Annotated in this window: 16 protein-coding genes; 10 read left to right on the top strand and 6 right to left on the bottom strand. The window is 71.3% G+C overall.

Going from position 1 to position 19,572, the window contains the following annotated elements:
- Positions 1 to 10: 10 nt before the first annotated feature.
- Positions 11 to 973, top strand: coding sequence for a zinc-binding dehydrogenase (locus AOP78_RS01935; RefSeq protein ID WP_062200817.1), 963 nt, complete (start codon positions 11 to 13; stop codon positions 971 to 973).
- A gap of 65 nt (positions 974 to 1,038) precedes the next feature.
- On the opposite strand, the gene AOP78_RS01930 is transcribed toward AOP78_RS01935, so the two are convergent.
- Genes AOP78_RS01930 through AOP78_RS01920 form a run of 3 tightly spaced genes read right to left on the bottom strand, consistent with a single transcriptional unit; the run spans position 1,039 to position 2,534 of the window.
- Positions 1,039 to 1,431, bottom strand: a complete 393-nt coding sequence (locus AOP78_RS01930; RefSeq protein WP_152659362.1) for a hypothetical protein — start codon at positions 1,429 to 1,431, stop codon at positions 1,039 to 1,041.
- Positions 1,432 to 1,479: 48 nt separating this feature from the next.
- Positions 1,480 to 2,151, bottom strand: a complete 672-nt coding sequence (locus tag AOP78_RS01925; protein ID WP_062200815.1) for a glutamine amidotransferase-related protein — start codon at positions 2,149 to 2,151, stop codon at positions 1,480 to 1,482.
- Positions 2,148 to 2,534 (bottom strand): DUF3054 domain-containing protein, encoded by a 387-nt coding sequence (locus tag AOP78_RS01920; protein WP_062200814.1) that lies wholly within the window; start codon positions 2,532 to 2,534, stop codon positions 2,148 to 2,150. Before AOP78_RS01920 ends, AOP78_RS01925 begins: the two co-directional genes overlap by 4 nt.
- Before the next feature lie 66 nt (positions 2,535 to 2,600).
- Here AOP78_RS01920 and AOP78_RS01915 point away from each other — a divergent pair, with 66 nt between their 5' ends.
- From AOP78_RS01915 to AOP78_RS01895, 5 genes are all read left to right on the top strand, one after another.
- On the top strand, positions 2,601 to 4,457 hold the full coding sequence (locus tag AOP78_RS01915) for an ABC-F family ATP-binding cassette domain-containing protein (protein WP_062200813.1): 1,857 nt from the start codon (positions 2,601 to 2,603) through the stop codon (positions 4,455 to 4,457).
- A 118-nt stretch (positions 4,458 to 4,575) separates the two neighbouring features.
- Entirely contained in the window at positions 4,576 to 6,348 is a 1,773-nt protein-coding gene (locus AOP78_RS01910; RefSeq protein ID WP_062200812.1) for an ABC-F family ATP-binding cassette domain-containing protein, read from the top strand.
- A 133-nt stretch (positions 6,349 to 6,481) separates the two neighbouring features.
- Positions 6,482 to 8,938, top strand: a complete 2,457-nt coding sequence (locus AOP78_RS01905) for a phosphoketolase family protein (protein WP_062200811.1) — start codon at positions 6,482 to 6,484, stop codon at positions 8,936 to 8,938.
- 83 nt (positions 8,939 to 9,021) lie between these two features.
- Entirely contained in the window at positions 9,022 to 10,236 is a 1,215-nt protein-coding gene (locus AOP78_RS01900; RefSeq protein WP_152659361.1) for a glycerate kinase, read from the top strand.
- A gap of 194 nt (positions 10,237 to 10,430) precedes the next feature.
- Entirely contained in the window at positions 10,431 to 12,500 is a 2,070-nt protein-coding gene (locus AOP78_RS01895) for a methyl-accepting chemotaxis protein (RefSeq protein ID WP_160297582.1), read from the top strand.
- Positions 12,501 to 12,558: 58 nt separating this feature from the next.
- On the opposite strand, the gene AOP78_RS01890 is transcribed toward AOP78_RS01895, so the two are convergent.
- Positions 12,559 to 13,662, bottom strand: coding sequence for an NAD(P)-dependent alcohol dehydrogenase (locus AOP78_RS01890; protein ID WP_062200808.1), 1,104 nt, complete (start codon positions 13,660 to 13,662; stop codon positions 12,559 to 12,561).
- A 227-nt stretch (positions 13,663 to 13,889) separates the two neighbouring features.
- Here AOP78_RS01890 and AOP78_RS01885 point away from each other — a divergent pair, with 227 nt between their 5' ends.
- From AOP78_RS01885 to AOP78_RS01875, 3 genes are all read left to right on the top strand, one after another.
- Complete coding sequence (locus tag AOP78_RS01885) at positions 13,890 to 14,957, top strand: lactate/malate family dehydrogenase (protein ID WP_062200807.1); 1,068 nt, start codon at positions 13,890 to 13,892, stop codon at positions 14,955 to 14,957.
- The gene (locus tag AOP78_RS01880) at positions 14,954 to 15,409 is read left to right on the top strand and encodes an ACT domain-containing protein (RefSeq protein ID WP_152659359.1); all 456 of its coding nucleotides are present in this window, start codon (positions 14,954 to 14,956) and stop codon (positions 15,407 to 15,409) included. The genes AOP78_RS01885 and AOP78_RS01880 overlap by 4 nt, the downstream gene beginning before the upstream one ends.
- Before the next feature lie 94 nt (positions 15,410 to 15,503).
- Positions 15,504 to 16,841, top strand: coding sequence for an urease accessory protein UreH domain-containing protein (locus tag AOP78_RS01875; RefSeq protein WP_062200805.1), 1,338 nt, complete (start codon positions 15,504 to 15,506; stop codon positions 16,839 to 16,841).
- Positions 16,842 to 16,846: 5 nt separating this feature from the next.
- Here the strand turns inward: AOP78_RS01875 and AOP78_RS01870 are convergent, their stop codons facing one another.
- Together AOP78_RS01870 and AOP78_RS01865 are read right to left on the bottom strand one after the other, a co-directional pair.
- The gene (locus AOP78_RS01870) at positions 16,847 to 17,524 is read right to left on the bottom strand and encodes a glutamine amidotransferase-related protein (RefSeq protein ID WP_062200804.1); all 678 of its coding nucleotides are present in this window, start codon (positions 17,522 to 17,524) and stop codon (positions 16,847 to 16,849) included.
- 1 nt (position 17,525) lies between these two features.
- Positions 17,526 to 18,650, bottom strand: a complete 1,125-nt coding sequence (locus AOP78_RS01865) for a GuaB3 family IMP dehydrogenase-related protein (protein WP_062200803.1) — start codon at positions 18,648 to 18,650, stop codon at positions 17,526 to 17,528.
- Positions 18,651 to 18,780: 130 nt separating this feature from the next.
- On the opposite strand from AOP78_RS01865, the gene AOP78_RS01860 reads away from it, so the two are divergent.
- Entirely contained in the window at positions 18,781 to 19,533 is a 753-nt protein-coding gene (locus AOP78_RS01860; protein ID WP_062200802.1) for an exonuclease domain-containing protein, read from the top strand.
- Positions 19,534 to 19,572: the final 39 nt, after the last annotated feature.

The raw sequence follows: 19,572 nt of genomic DNA, 5'->3' as shown, positions 1-19,572 counted from the left end.
GGTTGGAATCATGCTCGCCGCCTACGCCGCTCGTTTCAGCCCCGACGACCCCGCCTCCGCGCTCGACGTCGGGGAGCGTCCCGAGCCCGAGGCGCGCGAGAACTGGACGACGATCGATGTCCGCGCCGCGAGCATCAACCACCACGACCTGTGGAGCCTCAAGGGCGTGGGTCTCACCGAGCGGCAGCTGCCGATGATCCTGGGCTGCGACGCCGCGGGCGTGGCCCCCGACGGCACCGAGGTCGTCGTCCACGGCGTGATCGGCGCGGACGGCCACGGCGTCGGCCCGCGCGAGCCGCGCAGCATCCTCTCCGAGCGCTACGACGGCACGCTCGCGCAGAAGGTCGCCGTGCCGACCGCGAACCTCATCCCCAAGCCCAAGGAGCTCGGCTTCGAGGAGGCGGCCTGCCTGCCCACGGCGTGGCTCACCGCGTACCGCATGCTGTTCCACGGCGCGGACCTCAAGCCGGGCGACTCGGTGCTGGTCCAGGGCGTCGGCGGCGGGGTCGCGAGCGCGGCGATCTCGCTCGGCGCCGCCGCGGGGCTCGAGGTGTTCGCGACCTCGCGCTCCGAGTGGAAGCGCGAGGCGGCGCTGAGCATGGGAGCCGTCGGGGCGGTCGAGCCCGGCGACCGGCTCCCCACTCGTGTCGACGCCGTGATCGAGACCGTGGGCCGCGCGACATGGAAGCACTCGATCGCCTCGGTGAAGAACGGCGGCACGATCGCGATCGCCGGTCACACCACGGGCGATCCCGAGCCCGCGCTGCTGACGCGCGTGTTCTTCCACGAGCTGCGCATCCAGGGTGTGACGATGGGCACGCGCGAGGACCTCGCGGCGCTCATGAACCTCCTGGTGCGCACGGGCCTGCGCCCCACGATCGACCGGGTCATCCCTCTCGAGAAGGCAGGCGAGGCCATCGACCGCGTCGCCTCGGGCGACCACCTGGGGAAGGTCGTCGTCTCCGTCGGCTGAGGCTCCTCGCCGAGGGACAGCCGCACAAGGACCTACCCCGCGCACCGCGACACGGGCGCGCAAGGTCAGTCGGCGTCGACCCACCGCCGCAGTGCCTCGACGACCTCCGGGTCACCGTCGCCGTCACCGGTCGCCCAGGGATCGAGAGCGTCGCCGCGCAGCCACGCGAGGACATCGGACGGATCAGCGTGTCCCCCCGCCTCGAGCGGCGCCCGCACCAACGCCTCGTCCGGGAAGCCATCCGGCAGGCGCTCCCATCCGAGTCCGTCGTCCGTGTCGACGATGAGCCATGAAGGCGCGTGGTCTGGCGTGATGCACGCGCAGATCGACAGCGCGTGTCGCGCGCGTCCCTCCCACTCGCCCGCAGGATGTCGCCTCGCCGCCGCATCGAGCAGCGCCTCGACCTCCGCGACCGCGGGATCCCACACCGGCTCATGCTTCGGGCGCAATCTGAACATGACCACACGGTAGACCCGCCGCACGCACCCCACCCCGAGGGACGACGGTCAGAGCGCGCGCAGCCAGTCCCTGATCATCTGGATGCCGCCGATCGCGGCCACGTCGCCGTGCTCGCGCGCGGCCTGACGCAGTTCCTCGATGGACAGCCCCCACGCGCGCAGATCGGAGGTGTGCCCGATGAGCCACCGCTCGATCGCCTCAGGATCGGCCTCGGGGTGGAACTGGACCGCGAGCCACGGGCCGAGCGCGAAGGCCTGGTGCGCGTTGGCCGCATCGCCCGCGAGGAGCGTCGCCCCGGGGGGCAGGTCGAAGGTGTCCGCATGCCAGTGCAGCACGGGGTTGCAGTCGAGCGCCCTCAGGGACGATGCGCGACCCGCCTCGGTCAGATCGACCGTCCCGTACCCGACCTCGCGGGTACCGGGCCTGACCGCGGCGCCCGCCACGAGCGCCATGAGCTGCGCGCCGAGGCATACGCCGATCGTCGGGCGGTCGCGCCTTGCGTCGAGCATCGCCCGCACCTCGTCGAGCACGGGATACGTCGAGGAGTCCCCCGCATCGATCGGCGCGCCCAGCACGATGGCGACGTCAGCCGAGGCCGCCTCCGCCACATCGTCCACGCCGACGTCCAGGTATCGGACCTCGTAGCCGTGCGCGAGGATCTCCGCCTCCCACGTGCCCAGGTCCTCGAACGCGACGAAGCGGACGACGTCGCACCTCATCCCTTGAGCCCCTTGCGCTTCGCGATGAAGCCGGAGATCACCCGCCAGCCGACCAGGAACGCCGCGAGGACCGTCCCCGCCACGATCACGAACGACACCTGCACGCCCTGACCGCTCGCGAGCCTCAGCAGCATCCCCCAGGCGACCGTCGAGCCCCACACCATGAGCCCCGTCGGCTTCCACGCGCACGGGGCCTTCCAGCCGCGCGCGAGCGCCCACCCGATCCCGGCCCCGACCAGGAACGGCCATGCGGTCGTCGCCAGCCCCGAGCCCCACGGCCCGAGAATCCCCTCATCGTGGCTCGCGCGTCCGATGGCGGAGAAGAGGATGATCGCGCCTGCGTCGAGCGCCGCGGCGCCGGCCGCCGCCTGCCTGATGTTCATGCTCGTCAGTCTGCCGCACAGGACCCTCGGAACGGTCCACGGCGGAGCCGCGACTACCCTTGTCGGGTGGCTCATCTTCTTGGCGCGGAACACCTGCACATCGACTTCGGCACCGGTCCGGTCCTGGACGATGCGACGGTCGGCTTGGAGGACGGCGACCGGATCGGCATCGTCGGCGCGAACGGCGCGGGCAAGTCGACCCTCATGAAGGCCCTCGCGGGCCGCCAGGAGGCGCACGCGGGCCGGGTCACAGTGTCGCGCGGCACGCGCCTCGGGGTGCTGGACCAGTCCGATGCGGTGGACCCGTCGCTCACGGTCCTGTCCGCGATCGTCGGAGACGCCCAGAGCCACGAGTGGGCCGCGGACCCGAAGATCCGCGATGTGATGTCGGGCCTGGTGCCGGACCTCGACGCCGACGCGCTCGTGTCGAGCCTCTCGGGAGGCCAGCAGCGTCGCGTCGCCCTGGCCAAGGTCCTCGTGGGCGACCACGATGCGGTCTTCCTCGACGAGCCGACCAACCACCTCGACGTCGACGGCGTCGTGTGGCTCGCCGAGCACCTCAAGCGGCGCTGGGGAGCCAACCGCGGCGCGCTCCTCGTCGTCACGCACGACCGCTGGTTCCTGGACGAGGTCACGAACCGCACGTGGGAGGTCCACGACGGCATCGTCGAGTCCTATGAGGGCGGCTACGCGGCCTACGTGCTCCAGCGCGTCGAGCGCGACCGCATCGCGGCGGCCACGGAGAGCAAGCGACAGAACCTCATGCGCAAGGAGCTCGCGTGGCTGCGCCGAGGCGCGCCCGCCCGCACGTCGAAGCCCAAGTTCCGCATCGACGCCGCGAACGCGCTGATCGCGGACGTCCCGCCGATCCGAGACTCGATCCAGCTGCACCGCATGGCGGCGTCGCGCTTGGGCAAGGACGTCGTCAACCTCATCTCCGCGGGCGTCACCTACGGCACCGGGGACAGCGCCAAGGAGGTGCTGAAGGCGGTCGACTGGAACATCGGTCCCGGCGAGCGCACCGGCATCCTGGGCGAGAACGGCGCGGGCAAGTCGACGCTGCTCAAGCTCATCACGGGCGAGCTCGAGCCCACGAAGGGCCGCGTCAAGCGCGGCATGACGGTGCGCGTCGCGACGCTCAGCCAGCAGCTCGCGGAGCTCGAGGAGCACGCCGAGGAGCGCGTCTCGGCGCTCGTGAAGCAGTACTCGTCGATCACCCTCTCGGACGGCAACGAGATGACGCCCACCCAGCTGCTCGAGCGACTGGGCTTCACGTCGATCCAGCTCAAGACGCAGGTCAAGAGGCTCTCGGGAGGCCAGCGCCGCCGCCTTCAGCTTCTCGTCGTCCTGCTGAGCGAGCCCAACGTGCTCGTGCTCGACGAGCCCACCAACGACCTCGACACCGACATGCTCGCCGCGCTCGAGGACCTCCTCGACTCGTGGCCCGGCACGCTCATCGTGGTCAGCCACGACCGCTACCTCATGGAGCGCGTCACCGACCAGCAGTACGCGGTCGTCGACGGCGGGCTCAGGCACCTGCCGGGCGGCGTCGACGAGTACGTCCAGCTGCAGCGCGACCGGAAGTCGGGCTCGGGAGGCGTCGGCACGTTCGGCCCGGACGCCGCCTCCGGCACCTCCACGGAGTCGGGCGCGGCGGTCGTGGAGAGCGTGCTCGGCGCCCAGGCGTCCACGCCCGCCCTTGAGGGCGCCGAGCGCCGAGCGGTCCAGAAGGAGCTCACCGCGGTCGAGCGCCGCATGGGCAAGATCACCGAGCTGACCGAGGGCATCCACAACGAGATGCTCCTCCACGACCAGGCGGACTTCGCCGGCCTCGCGAAGCTCATGAAGCGGATCGCCGAGCTCGAGGACGAGAACGCCGCGCTCGAGGAGAAGTGGCTCGAGCTGTCGGAGCGTCTGGGCTGATCTTCCACCCTTGACACGCCGGGTTACCCTGATCGGCGTGAAGCTGTAGCACCTATGCATGTCCCGCGCCCGAGGCGAACGCCCGGCGGGAGCCGTCCCTCGTTCTCTGAGGACGCCCATGGCTACGCTCCACCACTCTTCCTTCGACAACGCCGCGACCCAGCTCCGGATCGACGGTGTCTCCTTCTCCTACCCCGACCGCCGGGTCCTCACCGACGTCTCGCTGACCGTCGCGGGCGGCGAGCGCGTCGGCCTGATCGGCGAGAACGGCTCGGGCAAGTCGACCCTGCTGCGCCTGGCCGCGGGGGCTCCGGCCCCCGACTCAGGCGAGATCCGTGCTCTCGCGCCGGGCGGGCGCGCGCCCAGCATCGGACTGCTCCACCAGGCGCCCCCTTTCGGGGACGATGCGACGGTCGCCGAGGCGCTCGAGCTCGCCGTCGCGACTGCCAGGGAGGCCGCGAGCGCGGTCGACAGGCTTGGCGCGGAGATGGCAGCGAACCCTGACGATGCCGTGGTCGCCGCCGCCTTCGCCGATGCCCTGGACACGGCCGAGCGCCTCGATGCCTGGTCGGTCGACACGCGCATCGGAACCATGCTCGCGGGGCTCGGTCTTGCGGACGTCGCCCGCGATCGCCCGACGGGCAGCCTCTCGGGCGGCCAGCGCTCGCGCCTGTCGCTCGCGTGGCTCCTGCTGTCGGCCCCGGACGTCCTCCTGCTCGACGAGCCGACGAACCACCTGGACGATGCGGCGACAGCGCACCTGACGGGCGTCCTGAGCGGATGGCGGGGACCCGTCGTCCTGGCGAGCCACGACCGCGCCTTCCTGGACGACGTGGCGACGGTCCTGGTGGACCTCGACCCCGCCCCCGTGCCTCACGCGGTCGCGAGCGCGGTGGACGACGGAGGCCCTGGCTCGGGCGTCGGCGCCACCCGATTCGGAGGCTCGTTCACCGAGTACCTGGCCGATCGCGCGGCAACCCGCGAGCGCTGGGAGCGCCGGTACCGGGATGAGCAGTCTGAGATCAGGCGGCTGCGCGCGGGCGTGCGGGACAGCCATCAGGTCGGGCACACGGACTGGAAGCCGCGGTCCGAGGGCCACATCACCAAGAAGTTCTACGCGGACCGCAACGCTACGGTCGTCGCGCGCCGCGTGAACGACGCGCGCTCGCGCCTCGACGATCTGGAGGGGAGGCAGATCAGGAAGCCTCCCGCCATGCTCGCCTTCGGCGGCCTGGACGCAGGGACGATGCGGAGGCGGCCGACGTCGACGAGCGGCCCCGCGGTCGTCGCCTCCTCCGTGGCGGTCGCGGGACGTCTGAACCCCGTCTCGCTCGCGGTCGCGCCGGGAGCGCACCTGCTGATCACGGGCGCGAACGGCTCCGGCAAGTCAACTCTGCTGGCCGTCCTCGCGGGCCTCCTGTCCCCCACCCACGGCTCGTGCAGCCTCGGACCCGGCCTGAGCGTCGGACTGCTGACCCAGGACCCGCGCATCCGCGACCCCGAGCGCCGAGGCCCCGGGCTGACCGCACGCCAGGCCTACGCCGACGCGACCGGGCTCGGCACCGCCCGCAACCCGAGCGCCGCCCCCAGCCCCAGCATCGTCCCGCTCTCGACCTTCGGACTGCTCCCCGGCCGCGACGAGAGCCGCCCGGTCAGGTCGCTCAGCGTGGGCCAGCAGCGCCGGCTCGCGCTCGCGACCGTGCTCGCCGACCCGCCGGACGTGCTGCTGCTCGACGAGCCGACGAACCACCTGTCGCTCGCGCTCGTCACGGCGCTCGAGGAGGCGATTCCCACATACCCGGGCACCGTGATCGTCGCCTCGCACGACCGCTGGCTGCGGGAGCGATGGCAGGGAGCCCGACTCGACCTGAGCGGCGAGGAGCACCCCTGACAGCGATTTCCAGGCACTCCACGACCTATGCAGGGGACACGTCCCTGATTCCGGCCCAGTTCTGGGACCTTCGCCGCGCAGTGTGAACGTTAACCATGACATGCTGAAGTCACCGTCTAACCGGAGGACAGCGATGACGCAGAACCCCTGGTCGCACCGTGCGACTGACGCAGCAACCGCCGAAGAGGTCGAGGGCATCGACCGCTGGTGGCGTGCCGCCAACTACATGAGCGTTGGCCAGATCTACCTGCTCGACAACCCCCTGCTCCGTGAGCCGCTGCACCGCGACCACGTGAAGAAGCGCCTTGTCGGCCACTGGGGCACGACCCCCGGCCTGAACTTCATCTACTCGCACCTGAACCGCATGATCACGTCGCGCCAGCAGCCGACGATGTACATCATCGGTCCCGGACACGGCGGCCCCGGCCTCGTGGCTGCGAGCTACCTCGAGGGCACCTACAACGAGACCTACCCGGAGATCTCCGAGGACGAGCGCGGCCTCCAGCGCCTGTTCAAGCAGTTCTCGTTCCCGGGCGGCATCCCGTCGCACGTCGCGCCCGAGACCCCCGGCTCGATCCACGAGGGCGGCGAGCTCGGCTACGCGCTGAGCCACGCCTACGGCGCCGCGTTCGACAACCCGGACCTGCTGGTCGCCGCGGTCGTCGGCGACGGTGAGGCCGAGACCGGCCCGCTGGCCACCTCGTGGCACTCGAACAAGTTCATCAACCCGGCCACGGACGGCGTCGTCCTGCCGATCCTGCACCTCAACGGGTACAAGATCGCCAACCCGACCGTCCTCGCGCGCATCTCCGAGGACGAGCTCGTCGCCCTGATGAAGGGCTACGGCCACAAGCCGCACCTCTTCACCGCAGGCTTCGACGACGAGTCCCCCGCCGAGTTCCACGCCCGCTTCGCCGCCGTGCTCGATGACGTCATGGACGAGATCGCTGCGATCAAGGCCGAGGCCAAGGTGAACCCGACCATGGACCGCCCCATGTGGCCCATGATCGTGCTGCGCACCCCCAAGGGGTGGACCTGCCCGCCGGAGATCGACGGCAAGCGCACCGAGAACTCGTGGCGCGCGCACCAGGTCCCGCTGTCGAACGCTCGCGACACCGACGACCACCTGCACACCCTCGAGAACTGGCTCAAGTCGTACGGCCCCGACGAGCTGTTCGACGAGAACGGCGTCGTCCGCCCCGACGTGCTCGCAACCGTCCCGTCTGGCGAGCTGCGCATGTCGGCCCGCCCCGAGGCCAACGGCGGCCTGCTCATGCAGGACCTCGTGATGCCCGACTACCGCGACTACGCGGTGGACGTGCCCGCCCCTGGCGCGGCGATCGGTGAGGCCACCCGCACGCTGGGTGACTTCCTCAAGGGCGTCATGGCGAACAACCCCAACAACTTCCGCGTGTTCGCCCCCGACGAGCTCGCGTCGAACCGCATCCAGGCGGTCCTCGACGTGACCCAGAAGGTGTGGAACGCGGAGATCGACCCGGACGACGGCCCCATGGGCCACGAGGGCCGCGTCGTGGAGATGCTGTCGGAGCACCAGTGCCAGGGCTGGCTCGAGGCGTACAACCTCACCGGTCGCCACGGCCTGTTCACCTCCTACGAGGCGTTCATCCACATCGTCGACTCGATGTTCAACCAGCATGCCAAGTGGCTCAAGGTCGCCCACGAGCTGCCCTGGCGCCGTCCCATCCCGTCGCTCAACTACCTGCTGTCGAGCCACGTGTGGCGCCAGGACCACAACGGGTTCTCGCACCAGGACCCGGGCTTCATCGACCACGTCGTGAACAAGAAGGCCGAGGTCGTCCGCGTCTACCTGCCGGCCGACGCCAACACGCTGCTCGCGACCTACGACGCGTGCCTGCGCTCGCGCGACAAGGTCAACGTCGTCGTCGCCGGCAAGCAGCCCCAGGCTCAGTGGCTCACGATCGAGGAGGCCGAGAACCACTTCGCCCGCGGCGCGGGCATCTGGGACTTCGCGTCCAACGTGCCGCTCGGCGAGGAGCCCGACGTCGTCATGTGCGGCATCGGCGACGTGCCGACCATGGAGGTGCTCGCGGCGATCGACATCATCCGCGAGGAGCTCCCGGAGCTCAAGGTCCGCATGGTCAACGTCGTGGACCTCATGAAGCTGCAGCCTGAGAAGGAGCACCCGCACGGCTTCTCGGACCGCGAGTTCGACCAGCTGTTCACCACGGACAAGCCGGTGATCATGAACTACCACGGCTACCCGTGGCTCATCCACCGCCTCACCTACCGTCGCAACGGCCACGCGAACCTGCACGTTCGCGGCTTCAAGGAGGAGGGCACCACCACCTCGCCGTTCGACATGGCGATGGTCAACGACATCGACCGGTTCCACCTGGTCATGGATGTCATCGACCGCGTCCCGTCGCTCGGCGCCAAGGCGGCGTCCCTGCGCCAGAAGCTGCAGGACAAGCGCTTCGAGGCGCAGCGCTTCGCCTACGAGACGGGCGCTGACCTCCCCGAGGTCGCGGAGTGGGTCTGGTCCGGTGCCGGCACCGAGGTCCAGGCGAAGCTCTCGGGCGCGCTCGCGACCGACGGCGACAACGAGTAGGCGCTCCTCCGCCTGACTCATCCGAGGGCCCGCATCCCCACCTGGGGGTGCGGGCCCTCGCACGTTCGGGCATCCTGCTGTGCATGCCCGAGCCCGCACCCGCGCCCTCGTCCCGCCGAGCGCCGCTACGCGTGGTGGTCGCGATGGACTCCTTCAAAGGGTCGGTCAGCAGCGCCGAGGCCAATGAGGCGGTGCGCGCGGGCGTGCTGGTCGCGGCGCCCGACGCGGTCGTGACCACGGTGCCAGTCGCCGACGGCGGCGAGGGCACGCTCGCGGCGCTCGCCCCCGCGGGACGCCTCGGATCCGTCTCCGCCGCGGATCTCCTCGGACAAGAGGTCGAGGTGCCCTACGTCTCCCTCGACCACGCGGTCGCGGTCGAATCCGCCTCGACGATCGGGCTGCCGCTGCTCGACCGCCCCACCTCGGAGACGACGCGGCTCGCCCACTCGTTCGGGCTCGGGCTCCACGTGCGGCGCGCGGCGCTCGCGACGGACGCCCACCGCGTCCTCGTCGGGCTCGGAGGGACCGGGACCACCGACGGCGGGATCGGGCTCCTGCTCGCGCTCGGAGCCACGGTGCTCACCGAGAGCGGTGAGGAGCTCCATGGCGCGGCCGAGCCCCCCGCCGGCAACCCCCTGCTGCTCCGTCCCACGCGCGTCGAGCTGCCGCGTCCGAAGGTCGACCTCGTCGGCCTCGTCGACGTGTCGACGCCGCTGACCGGCCCGCGAGGCGCGGCGCGCATGTTCAGTCCGCAGAAGGGCGCTGATCCCTCGCTCGTCGACGAGCTCGAGTCCGCGATGGCGGGCTGGGCCGTCGCGCTCGAGAACGCCGGGGCGGATGTCGCCGACGTCCCTGGAGCGGGAGCCGCGGGAGGGCTGGGCGCGGCGCTCCTCGCGCTCGGTGGAACGCTCGAGCCTGGCCTGCCCCGCATCGTCCTGGAGACGGGCGCCGGCGCGGCGCTCGCCGACGCCGACCTCGTGATCACGGGCGAAGGCAGGCTGGACGCGCAGACGCGCGAAGGGAAGGCGCCCGCGGCCATCGCGAGCCTCGCCAGGTCGGTCCCGCGTCCCGCGGGCAGAAGCCCCGCCGTGGTGGCGATCGCGGGGCAGGTCGCGCTTGAGCCGGGCGCGCTCGCGGCCATCGGGATCGACGCCGCCTGGCCTCTCCACGACGCTGGTCTCCACGATGCGGCCCTTCCGGTCGATGCTCTCGACCGGGACGTCACGGCGGCGGCACTCCGACGTGAGGCGGCGAAGGCGGTCCGCGCCCATCTCGCCACGACCACGCGGACCGGCTGAGCTGTCGTTGTCTCGTCACCCACTGTGATGCATGTGGCAAATAGGGACCTTCGTCCCTAGGAATTCCAGATTCCTGCCTGATAACGCTCACAAGTGGCACTCAGGGTCGATGGGTCTCGTGAAGAGAAGAAGTGAAGTCGACCAAGGAAGGCCACGAGACGATGTCTCTCCCATCCATGCGAACCAGCCTGCGGATGCAACTCGTGGCGATCGGCGCCGTAGCCGTCCTCGCCACCTCTGCCGCGCTCACCACCGTCGGCACCCTCCAGGCGCACAGCCTCGCCGACCAGGCCACGACGGACGTGGACCAGCTCAACGCCGAGTCCCTCCATCAGACCGTCACCTCAGCCCGCGACCTCGTCTCGACCCAGGTGGACACCGTCACCACCCGCATGGAGTCCGAGCTCTCGGTCGCGCAGGCGGTGCTCGACCTCGACGGCGACATCACCTTCGGCGCCGACCGCACATGGGACGCCACCAACCAGACCACGGGCGACGTGACCACCGTGGACCTTCCGCGGATGCTCGTCGGCGGGCAGGACCTCGGCCAGGTCAGCAGCCTCGACCAGACCGTGCCGATCGTCGACACCGTCACCGGTCTGCTCGGCGCCGAGACGACCATCTTCCAGCGGATGAACGACGACGGCGACATGCTGCGCGTCGCGACGACCGTCCCCGGCTCCGACGGGAACCGCGCGATCGGCACCTACGTCGGCTCGGACAGCCCCGTGGTCGAGGCGCTGCTCGCGGGCGAGAGCTACTACGGCACCGCGACCGTGGTCGGCGAGGTGTACGTGACCGCCTACGGCCCCATCATGCAGGGCGACCAGGTCGTCGGCGCGATCTTCGTCGGACTGCCCCAGTCGGAGGTCGCGCAGCCTCTGCTCGAGACGCTCGCGACCGTCACCGTCGGCGACAGCGGCTACGTCACCGTCATGGACGCGAACGGCGCCTGGGTCGTGCCGCCTCCCGGCGAGGAGGCGGGCGCCGCCGCTGACGAGTCCTACGCGCAGACCCTGATCGACGCGGGCACGGCGTCGACCGACGCTTCGTCGACCGACGCAGCCTCCACGGACGGGACCACCGATGCCGCCTCCACCGTCGAGGTGGAGCTCGCCGACGACGAGGCCCACGTCGACGTGGTCGAGTACTCGCCGTGGGGCTGGACGATCGCGGCCTGGGGCATGAGCGCGGACCTCGACACGGTCCCGCAGCACCTCGCGTCGGGGATCCAGAGCCTCACGCTCACGCTGCTCGGCGTCGGCCTGCTCGTCGCGGTGCTCGCCGTCGGGTTCATCGTCTTCGTGTCGGGACGCATCGTCAACCGCGTGTCCCGCCTCACCGCGGCGCTGCGCAGGGTCGCCGACCACGACCTGTCGGTCGAGGTCCGTGGCGAGGGCCACGACGAGATCGGCCAGATGGGCGAGGCGCTCGGCGAGACGATCACGGCGATGCGCACCGCCGTCGGCTCGATCCTCGCGGGCGCGGAATCGGTGGCAGCGACCGCGCAGCAGCTCGACGGCGCCAGCTCGGGACTCCAGGGCGTCGCCGCACAGACGGCGACCCACGCGAACAGCACCGCGTCGAGCGCCACGAGCATGAGCACCGAGGTCCAGTCCGTCACGGCCGCGATGACCGAGATGCGCAGCACCATCGAGTCGGTCGCCCGCGATGTCGAGGCCGCCACGGGCGAGACCCACATCGCCGTCGGCGCCACGTCCGCAGCGGCCGAGATCACCGTGCGACTGGGCGCGTCGTCGTCCCGCATCGCCGAGGTGCTCAAGACCATCACCGCGATCGCCTCGCAGACCAACCTCCTGGCCCTCAACGCGACCATCGAGGCCGCGCGGGCGGGCGAGGCGGGCAAGGGCTTCGCGGTCGTCGCGAACGAGGTCAAGGACCTCGCGCAGCAGACCGCGAACGCGATCGAGACGATCCGCCCGGTGCTCGAGGAGGTCGCGCAGGACTCCGAGCAGGCTCAGGCCGCCGTCGAGCGGGTCACGCAGTCGATCTCGCTGGTCGACGAGCACCAGTCGTCGATCTCCGCGGCGATCGAGGAGCAGAGCGTGACCACGACCGAGATCGAGCGGAACCTCGTGGTCGCCGCGGACGGCGCGAGCGAGATCTCCACCGCGGCGCACCAGCTGTCCGACTCCGCTCAGAGCGCGCAGTCGAGCGCGAACGAGGTCGGCGGGGCGGTGTCCAACCTCACGGGCATCGCGACCGACCTCACGCGCAGCGTGGACATGTTCGCGCTGAGGTAGCCAGGCGTGGCGGGACCCCCGGGCAGCTGAGAGCCCGGGGGTCCCGTCATGTCCGCCGTCAGACGCCGGCCGGCAGCCTCCCGGCGAGCGCGCCGAGCGACGCCGCCGTCGCATCGTCCAGATGGGGGACGACGACGGCGCGTCCCAGCAGGGTGCCGTTCTCGAGGTGCTCGTAGGCCTCGAGCGCGTCATCGAGGCTGAAGCGCGTCACGTCGACCTCGATCGATCCCGCGCGGTACAGCGCCGCGAGCTCATGCAACTCCTCGATCGTGCCCCAGTAGGTGTTCGTCAGCTCGGCCTCGTAGGGGTTCGAGTAGAAGTCCCACGAGACCGGCCCGCCCGCGATGCCGACGACCGTGATGCGGCCCTGCTTCGCGACGACCTTCTGCGCGAGCGAGATGGTCGGGGTCAGGCCGACGAAATCGAAGACGGCGTCGACGCCCTTGCCCTCGGTGAGCTCGCGGATGCGGTCCGCCTGCCCCTCGCCGCCCTCGACCGTCACGGCGCCGCGCTGCGCCGCGAGCTCCATCGCCTCGGGCTTCATGTCCGTGGCGATCACCGTCGCCGCGGTCGTGGCCTTGAGGATCTGCACTGCGATCTGGCCGAGGCCTCCCAGTCCGATCACGAGCGCGGTCTTGCCGCCGCCCTGGAGCTTCGGGAGCGCGAGCTTGATCGCGTGGTAAGGCGTGAGGCCGGCATCGGCAAGCGGCGCGGCGGCGACCGGGTCGGCGTCGCCGAGGGGGACGAGGTTGCGCGCGGGGACGGTCATGTACTCCGCCATGCCGCCGTCCTTGCCCAGGCCCGACGCGAGGAACGGCGTCTTCGCCGCGTTCTCGCAGTACGTGTCCTGGCCGCGCGAGCAGGCCGCGCAGTGGCCGCAGCCGATGGGCCCGTAGACCAGATACGCGTCGCCCTTGGTGAGGCCGAGCACGCCCTCGCCGACCTCCTCGATCCACCCGGCGGTCTCGTGGCCGAGCGTGTACTCGGGGGCGAGCTGCGCGCCGACGGTGCTCTCATCGAACTGCTCGTACACGGCGACGTCCGAGTGGCACGCTCCCGCGCCGGCGACCTTGAGCAGCACCTCGCCGGGAGCGGGCTTGGGCTTCGGGACCTCGCGCAGCGACGGCTTGGTCTTCCATTCGGTGAAACGCACGGCCTTCATGGGCGGCGCTCCTTTCATGAGGGCGCCCTTCGGGGATAGAGGGGACGTGTGGTCCGGCGCCCTTGCTGGCCACGTGTCACTTTCATCTTGACACCTCGCGGCAGCCGTTTATTCCGGAATAGTGGATCGATCAATCTTTCTTTCGCATGAATCTCCGCGATCAAGGCGGGCCCGGCCGCCCGCCGTCGTCAACAGCCAGGAAACATCCCGGGCGTAGCGTGGAGGCCATGGACGTCGCGATCATCGGAGCCACCGGGGACGTCGGACGGGCGATCTGCACCGCGCTCATCGAGCAGGGCGAGCTGGGAGCCAGCTCCCGCCTCCAGCTCGTGGGCAGAGCCGGGGGCTCGTCGGAGTCCGCCGTCCATGGGCTTCGCGTGGATCTCATCGACGCGTACGACGAGCGCGCACCCCAGATCGATGTCGCGGTGCGCCCCGAGGACGTGGTGGCCGACGTCGTCGTGGTCGCCGCGGGCGGCACCATCCCCACCAAGGCGACCGGCGCGATCAACCGCGACGAGCTCGCGACCCGCAACCGCGCGGTGTTCGAGAGCTACGCCGACGCGCTCGCGGCCCACGGCAGCGGCCACGAGATCGTCATCGTCGTCTCCAACCCGGTCGAGCTCGCCGTCGACGTGTTCTCCCGCAGGCTGGGCAGGCACCGCGTCATCGGGATGGGCGCGTGGCTCGACTCGCTGCGCTTCCGCCGCGAGATCGCCGCGACGCTCGGCATCCGTCGCCAGCGCGTGAGCGGCTTCGTCGCGGGCCAGCACGGCGACCGGATGGTGCCGCTGTGGTCCACGGTCCGCCTGCGCGGGCTCGACGTCGACGAGCGGCTCGAGATCGTCGAGCGCCTGCGCGGGGACCGCACCCTCGCATCGTTCCCGTCCGAGATCGCCGCCGCGAAGGCGGCCATCGCGACCGACCCCGACACCGCGTCGGCCTTCGCGCAGGTCGACGCCTTTCCTCCGGACGTCCAAGCCGTGGTCCGCCCCTATCTGACCCACACGAGCGGCGCGAAGACGGCCAACGGCACCGCCGCGGCGACCGTCGACCTGGTGAAGACCGTGCTCGACGGGCGCGACATCGTCGTCGCCGGGCAGGTGCTGCTCGACGGCGAGATCGAGCTCGGAGGGATGCCGTGGCACGGCGTCCTCGGCATGCCGGTCGCCGTCGGCCCTGAGGGCTGGACGCGCGTCATGGTCGACGGCCTCGCCCCCGACGAGTCCCGACTCCTGTGGGAGGTCGGGCAGGCGCTCAACGAGGCGATCGTGAGCTGGGGAGGCGGCCGATGAGCATGCTGACGACGCGCTGGTTCGCGTTCGTGACCGTCGAGGACAGGGCCGGCGCGTCCGCCGCGCTCGCGGGGGTCTTCTCCGAGCGCGGCGTGAGCTTCGGGTCGATCTCCACGCTCGACGTGCACGGCGGGATCGGCACCCTCTCGGTCGAGTTCTCCGCGTCGGAGCGCCTCGCGCAGGTGCTCGTGAGGACGCTCGAGCGGCTCGCGGTGGTGAGGTCGGTGAGCCTCGTGCACGTCGAGGACCCACGAGTGCGCGCCGTCGCCGTGATCTGCTGCCCTCCTCCGGAGATCGCCCTGCCCGGGGTGTCCGCGTGGACCGAGGACGTGGACGGCGAGCCGACCACGGTGCTCCGGGGCTCGCTGCCCGCGATCGAGGCGGCGGTGGCGGAGCTGCGCGCGGCAGGGTCTCCCCCGGCCGCGGTCACCGTGCTCCCTCCGCGCGGCTGACCGCGCGCGCAAGCGTGAGAAGGATCACGACCTCGGTCCCATGACAGGTCATCCCTCCGAGACCTAGCCTGAGGCCACCCGAAGGCGAGGCCCCATGACCACCCGCGCAGTCCCCATCACCGGCATGACCTGCTCCTCGTGCGAGGAGACGGTCGCAGAGTCGCTGCTCGCACTGCCCGGGGTCGACTTCGCCGTCGCCAACCGGCGCGCCGGCCGGGTCGAGCTCGAGGGTACGAGCCTGCCCGCCGACGCGGAGGTGGCCCGAGCGCTGGAGAGCACTCCGTACGGCGTTGGCACCCGGCCGTGGCTGAGTCGAGACCACCTGGTGTGGCGGGATCTCGCGATCTCCGTCGGCATCGTGGGAGCCCTCGCGATCCTCGCGTGGGCCGTCGGCCTCGGCGAACGGTTCCAGGCGCTCACGCAGGCGACCTCCGCTGGCTCGACCCTCGTGGTGCTCGGGCTGGGCGTCGCGGCCTCGGTGTCGACCTGCATGGCGCTGGTCGGGGGCCTCGTCATCTCGCTGGCGGCGACGACCCGTTCCTCGGCCTCAGGGATGGCGCGCATGGCGCCGCACCTCGCGTTCAACGCGGGGCGCATCGTCGGATTCGGGGCGCTCGGAGCGCTCGTCGGGCTCGTCGGGCGCGCGCTCGCCCCCAGCGGTCTCCTGCTCACGACGCTCGTGCTCGCGGCCGCAGCCGTCATGGCCATCGTGGGGATCAGGTTGACCGAGACGTCGCCCCGGGTGGCCGCCTGGCAGCTCACGCTGCCCGGACGATGGGGCGGCTGGGCGCGCGCCGGGGCGGACGGCTCGGGAGGGACGATGCGGGCCGGGATCCTCGGCGCGGCCACCTTCTTCCTGCCCTGCGGCTTCACGCAGGCCGTCCAGCTGTACGCCCTGTCCACCGGCAGCCCCACCCAGGGCGCCTTCGTGATGGCGGTGTTCGCGGTCGGCACCACCCCGGGCCTGCTCGCCGCGGGCTTCGCGGCCTCGACGGCTCGGCGCGGCTCGGGCAGGGCGCTGCGCGGCGTCGGCGTGGCCGTCATCGCGTTCGCGCTCCTCACCGGCGCTGGCGCGATCACCCAGCTCGCCCCGGGGCTCGCGACCGGCACGATCGTCGCCACCGAGCGCACGTCCAACGTGGCCGATGTCGGCGGGGTCCAGGTGGTCGGCACCGACGTCGTCACGGAGGGCTACTCGCCGGAGGTGACGGTCGTCTACGCTGGCGAGCCCGTCGAGTGGACGGTCACGCCGCTCACGCTCGGCTGCCAGACGATGGTGCGCGCCGACTCGCTCGGAGTGGGGCACATCGACGCCCTGAACGTGCCCGTCACGGTCGAGTTCACGATCGACGAGCCCGGGACGTACCCGTATGCGTGCGTCATGGGCATGTACACCGGAGCCTTCGTCGCGATCGAGAGGCCCAGCGCCTGACGGCCTCAGAGCGAGGCGACGTACTCCCGCAGGAGCGCGAGGCTCGCCTCGACGGCGGCCGGACCTTGCTCGGCCATCTCCGCGCGGAACTCGGGGATGTCGACCCCGATCTCACGCAGCTCCATCATGTTGCCGATGACCCAGCGCTCGAACGTCGCGGGGTCCACCTCGGGGTGGAACTGCACCGCGAGGGAGCGCCCGTACGAGAACGCGTGCACCGTCACCTGGTCCGTGGAGGCGAGCAGCGTCGCGCCCTCGGGAAGCCTCGCCTCGTCGCCGTGCCACACGAACATCGGCGTGCCGGCGACGCGACGCAGCGGCCCTGCCGCGCCTTCAGGAGAAGGGACGATGCGCTTCCACCCGAGCTCGAACGTCCCCTTGCCGACGTCCGCGCCGAGCGCGGCCGCCATGAACTGGAGGCCGAGGCAGACGCCGAGCGTGGGCAGGTCGGCGTCGAGCCGCTCGCGGATCAGCGCGATCTCCTGAGCGATGTTCGGATAGTCGCCCGCGTCTCCCACGCCGATCGGCCCGCCGAGGACGATGCCGAGGTCGGCGTCGCGGAAGGGCGTCAGGTCGTCGATCCCGGCCTCGAGGTACTGCACCTCGTAGCCGAGCCGGGGCAGCTCCGCCTCCCAGCAGCCCAGGTCCTCGAACGCGACATGCCTGATGACGGCGCAGCGCACGTCAGCCGGCCTGGTACGGGCTGACGACCACGTCGACCCGCTGGAACTCCTTCAGATCCGAGTAGCCGGTCGTGGCCATCGAGCGGCGCAGCGCTCCCATGATGTTGGTGGTGCCGTCGGCGCGCGTGCCCGGGCCGAAGAGGACCTCCTCGAGCGTGCCGGTGGTTCCGACGCGCACGCGCTCACCGCGCGGCAGCGCCGAGTGGTACGACTCGGGACCCCAGTGGTAGCCGTGGCCGGGAGCCTCCTCCGCGCGCGCCAGCGCGGAGCCGAGCATGATCGCGTCGGCGCCGCACGCGATCGCCTTGGCGATGTCTCCCGAGCGACCGAGCCCGCCGTCGGCGATGACGTGCACGTAGCGGCCACCGGACTCGTCGAGGTAGTCGCGCCGCGCTGCCGCGACGTCGGCGACCGCAGTCGCCATGGGCGCGTGGATTCCGAGCGTGGTCCTGGTGGTCTGAGCCGCTCCGCCGCCGAAGCCGACGAGGACGCCCGCGGCGCCCGTGCGCATCAGGTGGAGCGCCGCCTGGTACGTCGAGGCGCCGCCGACGATCACGGGGACGTCGAGGTCGTAGATGAACTTCTTGAGGTTGAGCGGCTCGGCCTCGACCGACACGTGCTCGGCGGACACCGTGGTGCCACGGATGACGAAGAGGTCCACGCCGGCCTTGAGCACCGTCTCGTAGTGCTCCTGCGTGCGCTGGGGGCTGAGCGCGCCGGCCACGGTCACGCCCGCCGCGCGGATCTCCTGGAGACGCTGGACGATGAGCTCGTCCTTGATCGGCTCCTGGTAGATCTCCTGCATGCGCTCCGTCGCCGCGTCCATGGACAGCGTCGCGATCTCGTCGAGCAGCGGCTGCGGGTCGTCGTAGCGCGTCCACAGGCCCTCGAGGTCGAGGACCCCGAGCCCGCCGTGGTGGCCGAGCGCGATCGCGGTCTCGGGCGACATCACGGAGTCCATCGGCGCGCCGATGACAGGGATCTCGAAGCGGAACGCGTCGATCTGCCACGCGAGGCTCACCTGACGCGGGTCGCGCGTGCGCCTCGAGGGCACCACCGCGACGTCATCGAAGCTGTATGCGCGGCGGCCACGCTTGCCGCGCCCGATCTCGATCTCGTTGCTCACCGTCCCAGCCTAGCGGTGCCCGCGGACAACGGACCCGGGCCGATGCGCCCAGGACCGGGGCTCCGCCCGATACCGCGCCAGGGACCTCGGTGGCACGCCGATGTCAGACGGTCGTGACAAGGTGGTGCCCATGACTTGGCTCGACGAGACGATGGTGGGATTCGACACGGAGACGACGGGGGTGTCCACGGCGAACGATCGCATCGTCACCGCCGCGATCATCACCAGGCGAGCGGGCGAGGAGCCCGCCGTCCGAACGTGGCTCGTGAATCCCGGCGTGGAGATCCCCGCGCGCGCGATCGAGGTGCACGGCATCACCAACGAGCAGGCGCGCGCCGAAGGCATGGACCCCAAGGTCGCCCTCGAGGAGATCGCGGCGGCCCTCGCCGAGCCGCTCGCGGCGGGCGTGCCCGTCGTCGGCTTCAACGTCCAGTACGACCTCAGCATCCTCGAGGCCGAGTTGGCTCGCCACGGTCTCAGATCGCTCACCTCGCGCCTCGCAGACGGCATCCGCCCCGTCGTGGACCCCCTGGTGATCGACCGCTTCCTCGACCGCTACCGCAAGGGCAGCCGCAAGCTCATCGACATGTGCCGGATCTACGCGGTGCCGGTCGTGGCGGACGACCTGCACGCCGCGGACGCGGACGTGCTCGCCACGCTCGACCTGCTGCCCGCCATGGCTCAGCTGCACCCGGCGCTCCACGAGGTGACGCTCGCGGATCTGCACGATCAGCAGATCGAGGCTCACCGGCTCTGGGCCACCCGCTTCGCGGCCTTCCTCAAGTCGAAAGGGACGACGGACGACCTCCCGAGCCCGCTGTGGCCGGTCGCGCTCCCGGAACCCGAGCCGGAGCCCGAGGAGGCGCTCGGCGCACTGTTCTAGACGCCTGACGAACTGTGCGTTCGCACCTCTGATCCGGGC

The sequence above is a fragment of the Demequina salsinemoris genome (genome assembly GCF_000974805.1).
Lineage (GTDB): Bacteria > Actinomycetota > Actinomycetes > Actinomycetales > Demequinaceae > Demequina > Demequina salsinemoris.
The sequence above is the reverse complement of the archived record's forward strand: the minus strand, read 5'-3'. Positions and strand labels throughout refer to the sequence as shown.

What these genes read in the sequence shown, in the direction of transcription:
- AOP78_RS01885 (WP_062200807.1), top strand. Translation starts at nt 13,890, where the DNA reads ATGGACGTCGCGATCATCGGAGCCACCGGGGACGTCGGACGGGCGATC.
- AOP78_RS01900 (WP_152659361.1), top strand. Translation starts at nt 9,022, where the DNA reads ATGCCCGAGCCCGCACCCGCGCCCTCGTCCCGCCGAGCGCCGCTACGC.
- AOP78_RS01925 (WP_062200815.1), bottom strand. Translation starts at nt 2,151, where the DNA reads ATGAGGTGCGACGTCGTCCGCTTCGTCGCGTTCGAGGACCTGGGCACG.
- AOP78_RS01880 (WP_152659359.1), top strand. Translation starts at nt 14,954, where the DNA reads ATGAGCATGCTGACGACGCGCTGGTTCGCGTTCGTGACCGTCGAGGAC.
- AOP78_RS01875 (WP_062200805.1), top strand. Translation starts at nt 15,504, where the DNA reads ATGACCACCCGCGCAGTCCCCATCACCGGCATGACCTGCTCCTCGTGC.
- AOP78_RS01905 (WP_062200811.1), top strand. Translation starts at nt 6,482, where the DNA reads ATGACGCAGAACCCCTGGTCGCACCGTGCGACTGACGCAGCAACCGCC.
- AOP78_RS01920 (WP_062200814.1), bottom strand. Translation starts at nt 2,534, where the DNA reads ATGAACATCAGGCAGGCGGCGGCCGGCGCCGCGGCGCTCGACGCAGGC.
- AOP78_RS01930 (WP_152659362.1), bottom strand. Translation starts at nt 1,431, where the DNA reads ATGTTCAGATTGCGCCCGAAGCATGAGCCGGTGTGGGATCCCGCGGTC.
- AOP78_RS01910 (WP_062200812.1), top strand. Translation starts at nt 4,576, where the DNA reads ATGGCTACGCTCCACCACTCTTCCTTCGACAACGCCGCGACCCAGCTC.
- AOP78_RS01860 (WP_062200802.1), top strand. Translation starts at nt 18,781, where the DNA reads ATGACTTGGCTCGACGAGACGATGGTGGGATTCGACACGGAGACGACG.
- AOP78_RS01935 (WP_062200817.1), top strand. Translation starts at nt 11, where the DNA reads ATGCTCGCCGCCTACGCCGCTCGTTTCAGCCCCGACGACCCCGCCTCC.
- AOP78_RS01895 (WP_160297582.1), top strand. Translation starts at nt 10,431, where the DNA reads ATGCAACTCGTGGCGATCGGCGCCGTAGCCGTCCTCGCCACCTCTGCC.
- AOP78_RS01890 (WP_062200808.1), bottom strand. Translation starts at nt 13,662, where the DNA reads ATGAAGGCCGTGCGTTTCACCGAATGGAAGACCAAGCCGTCGCTGCGC.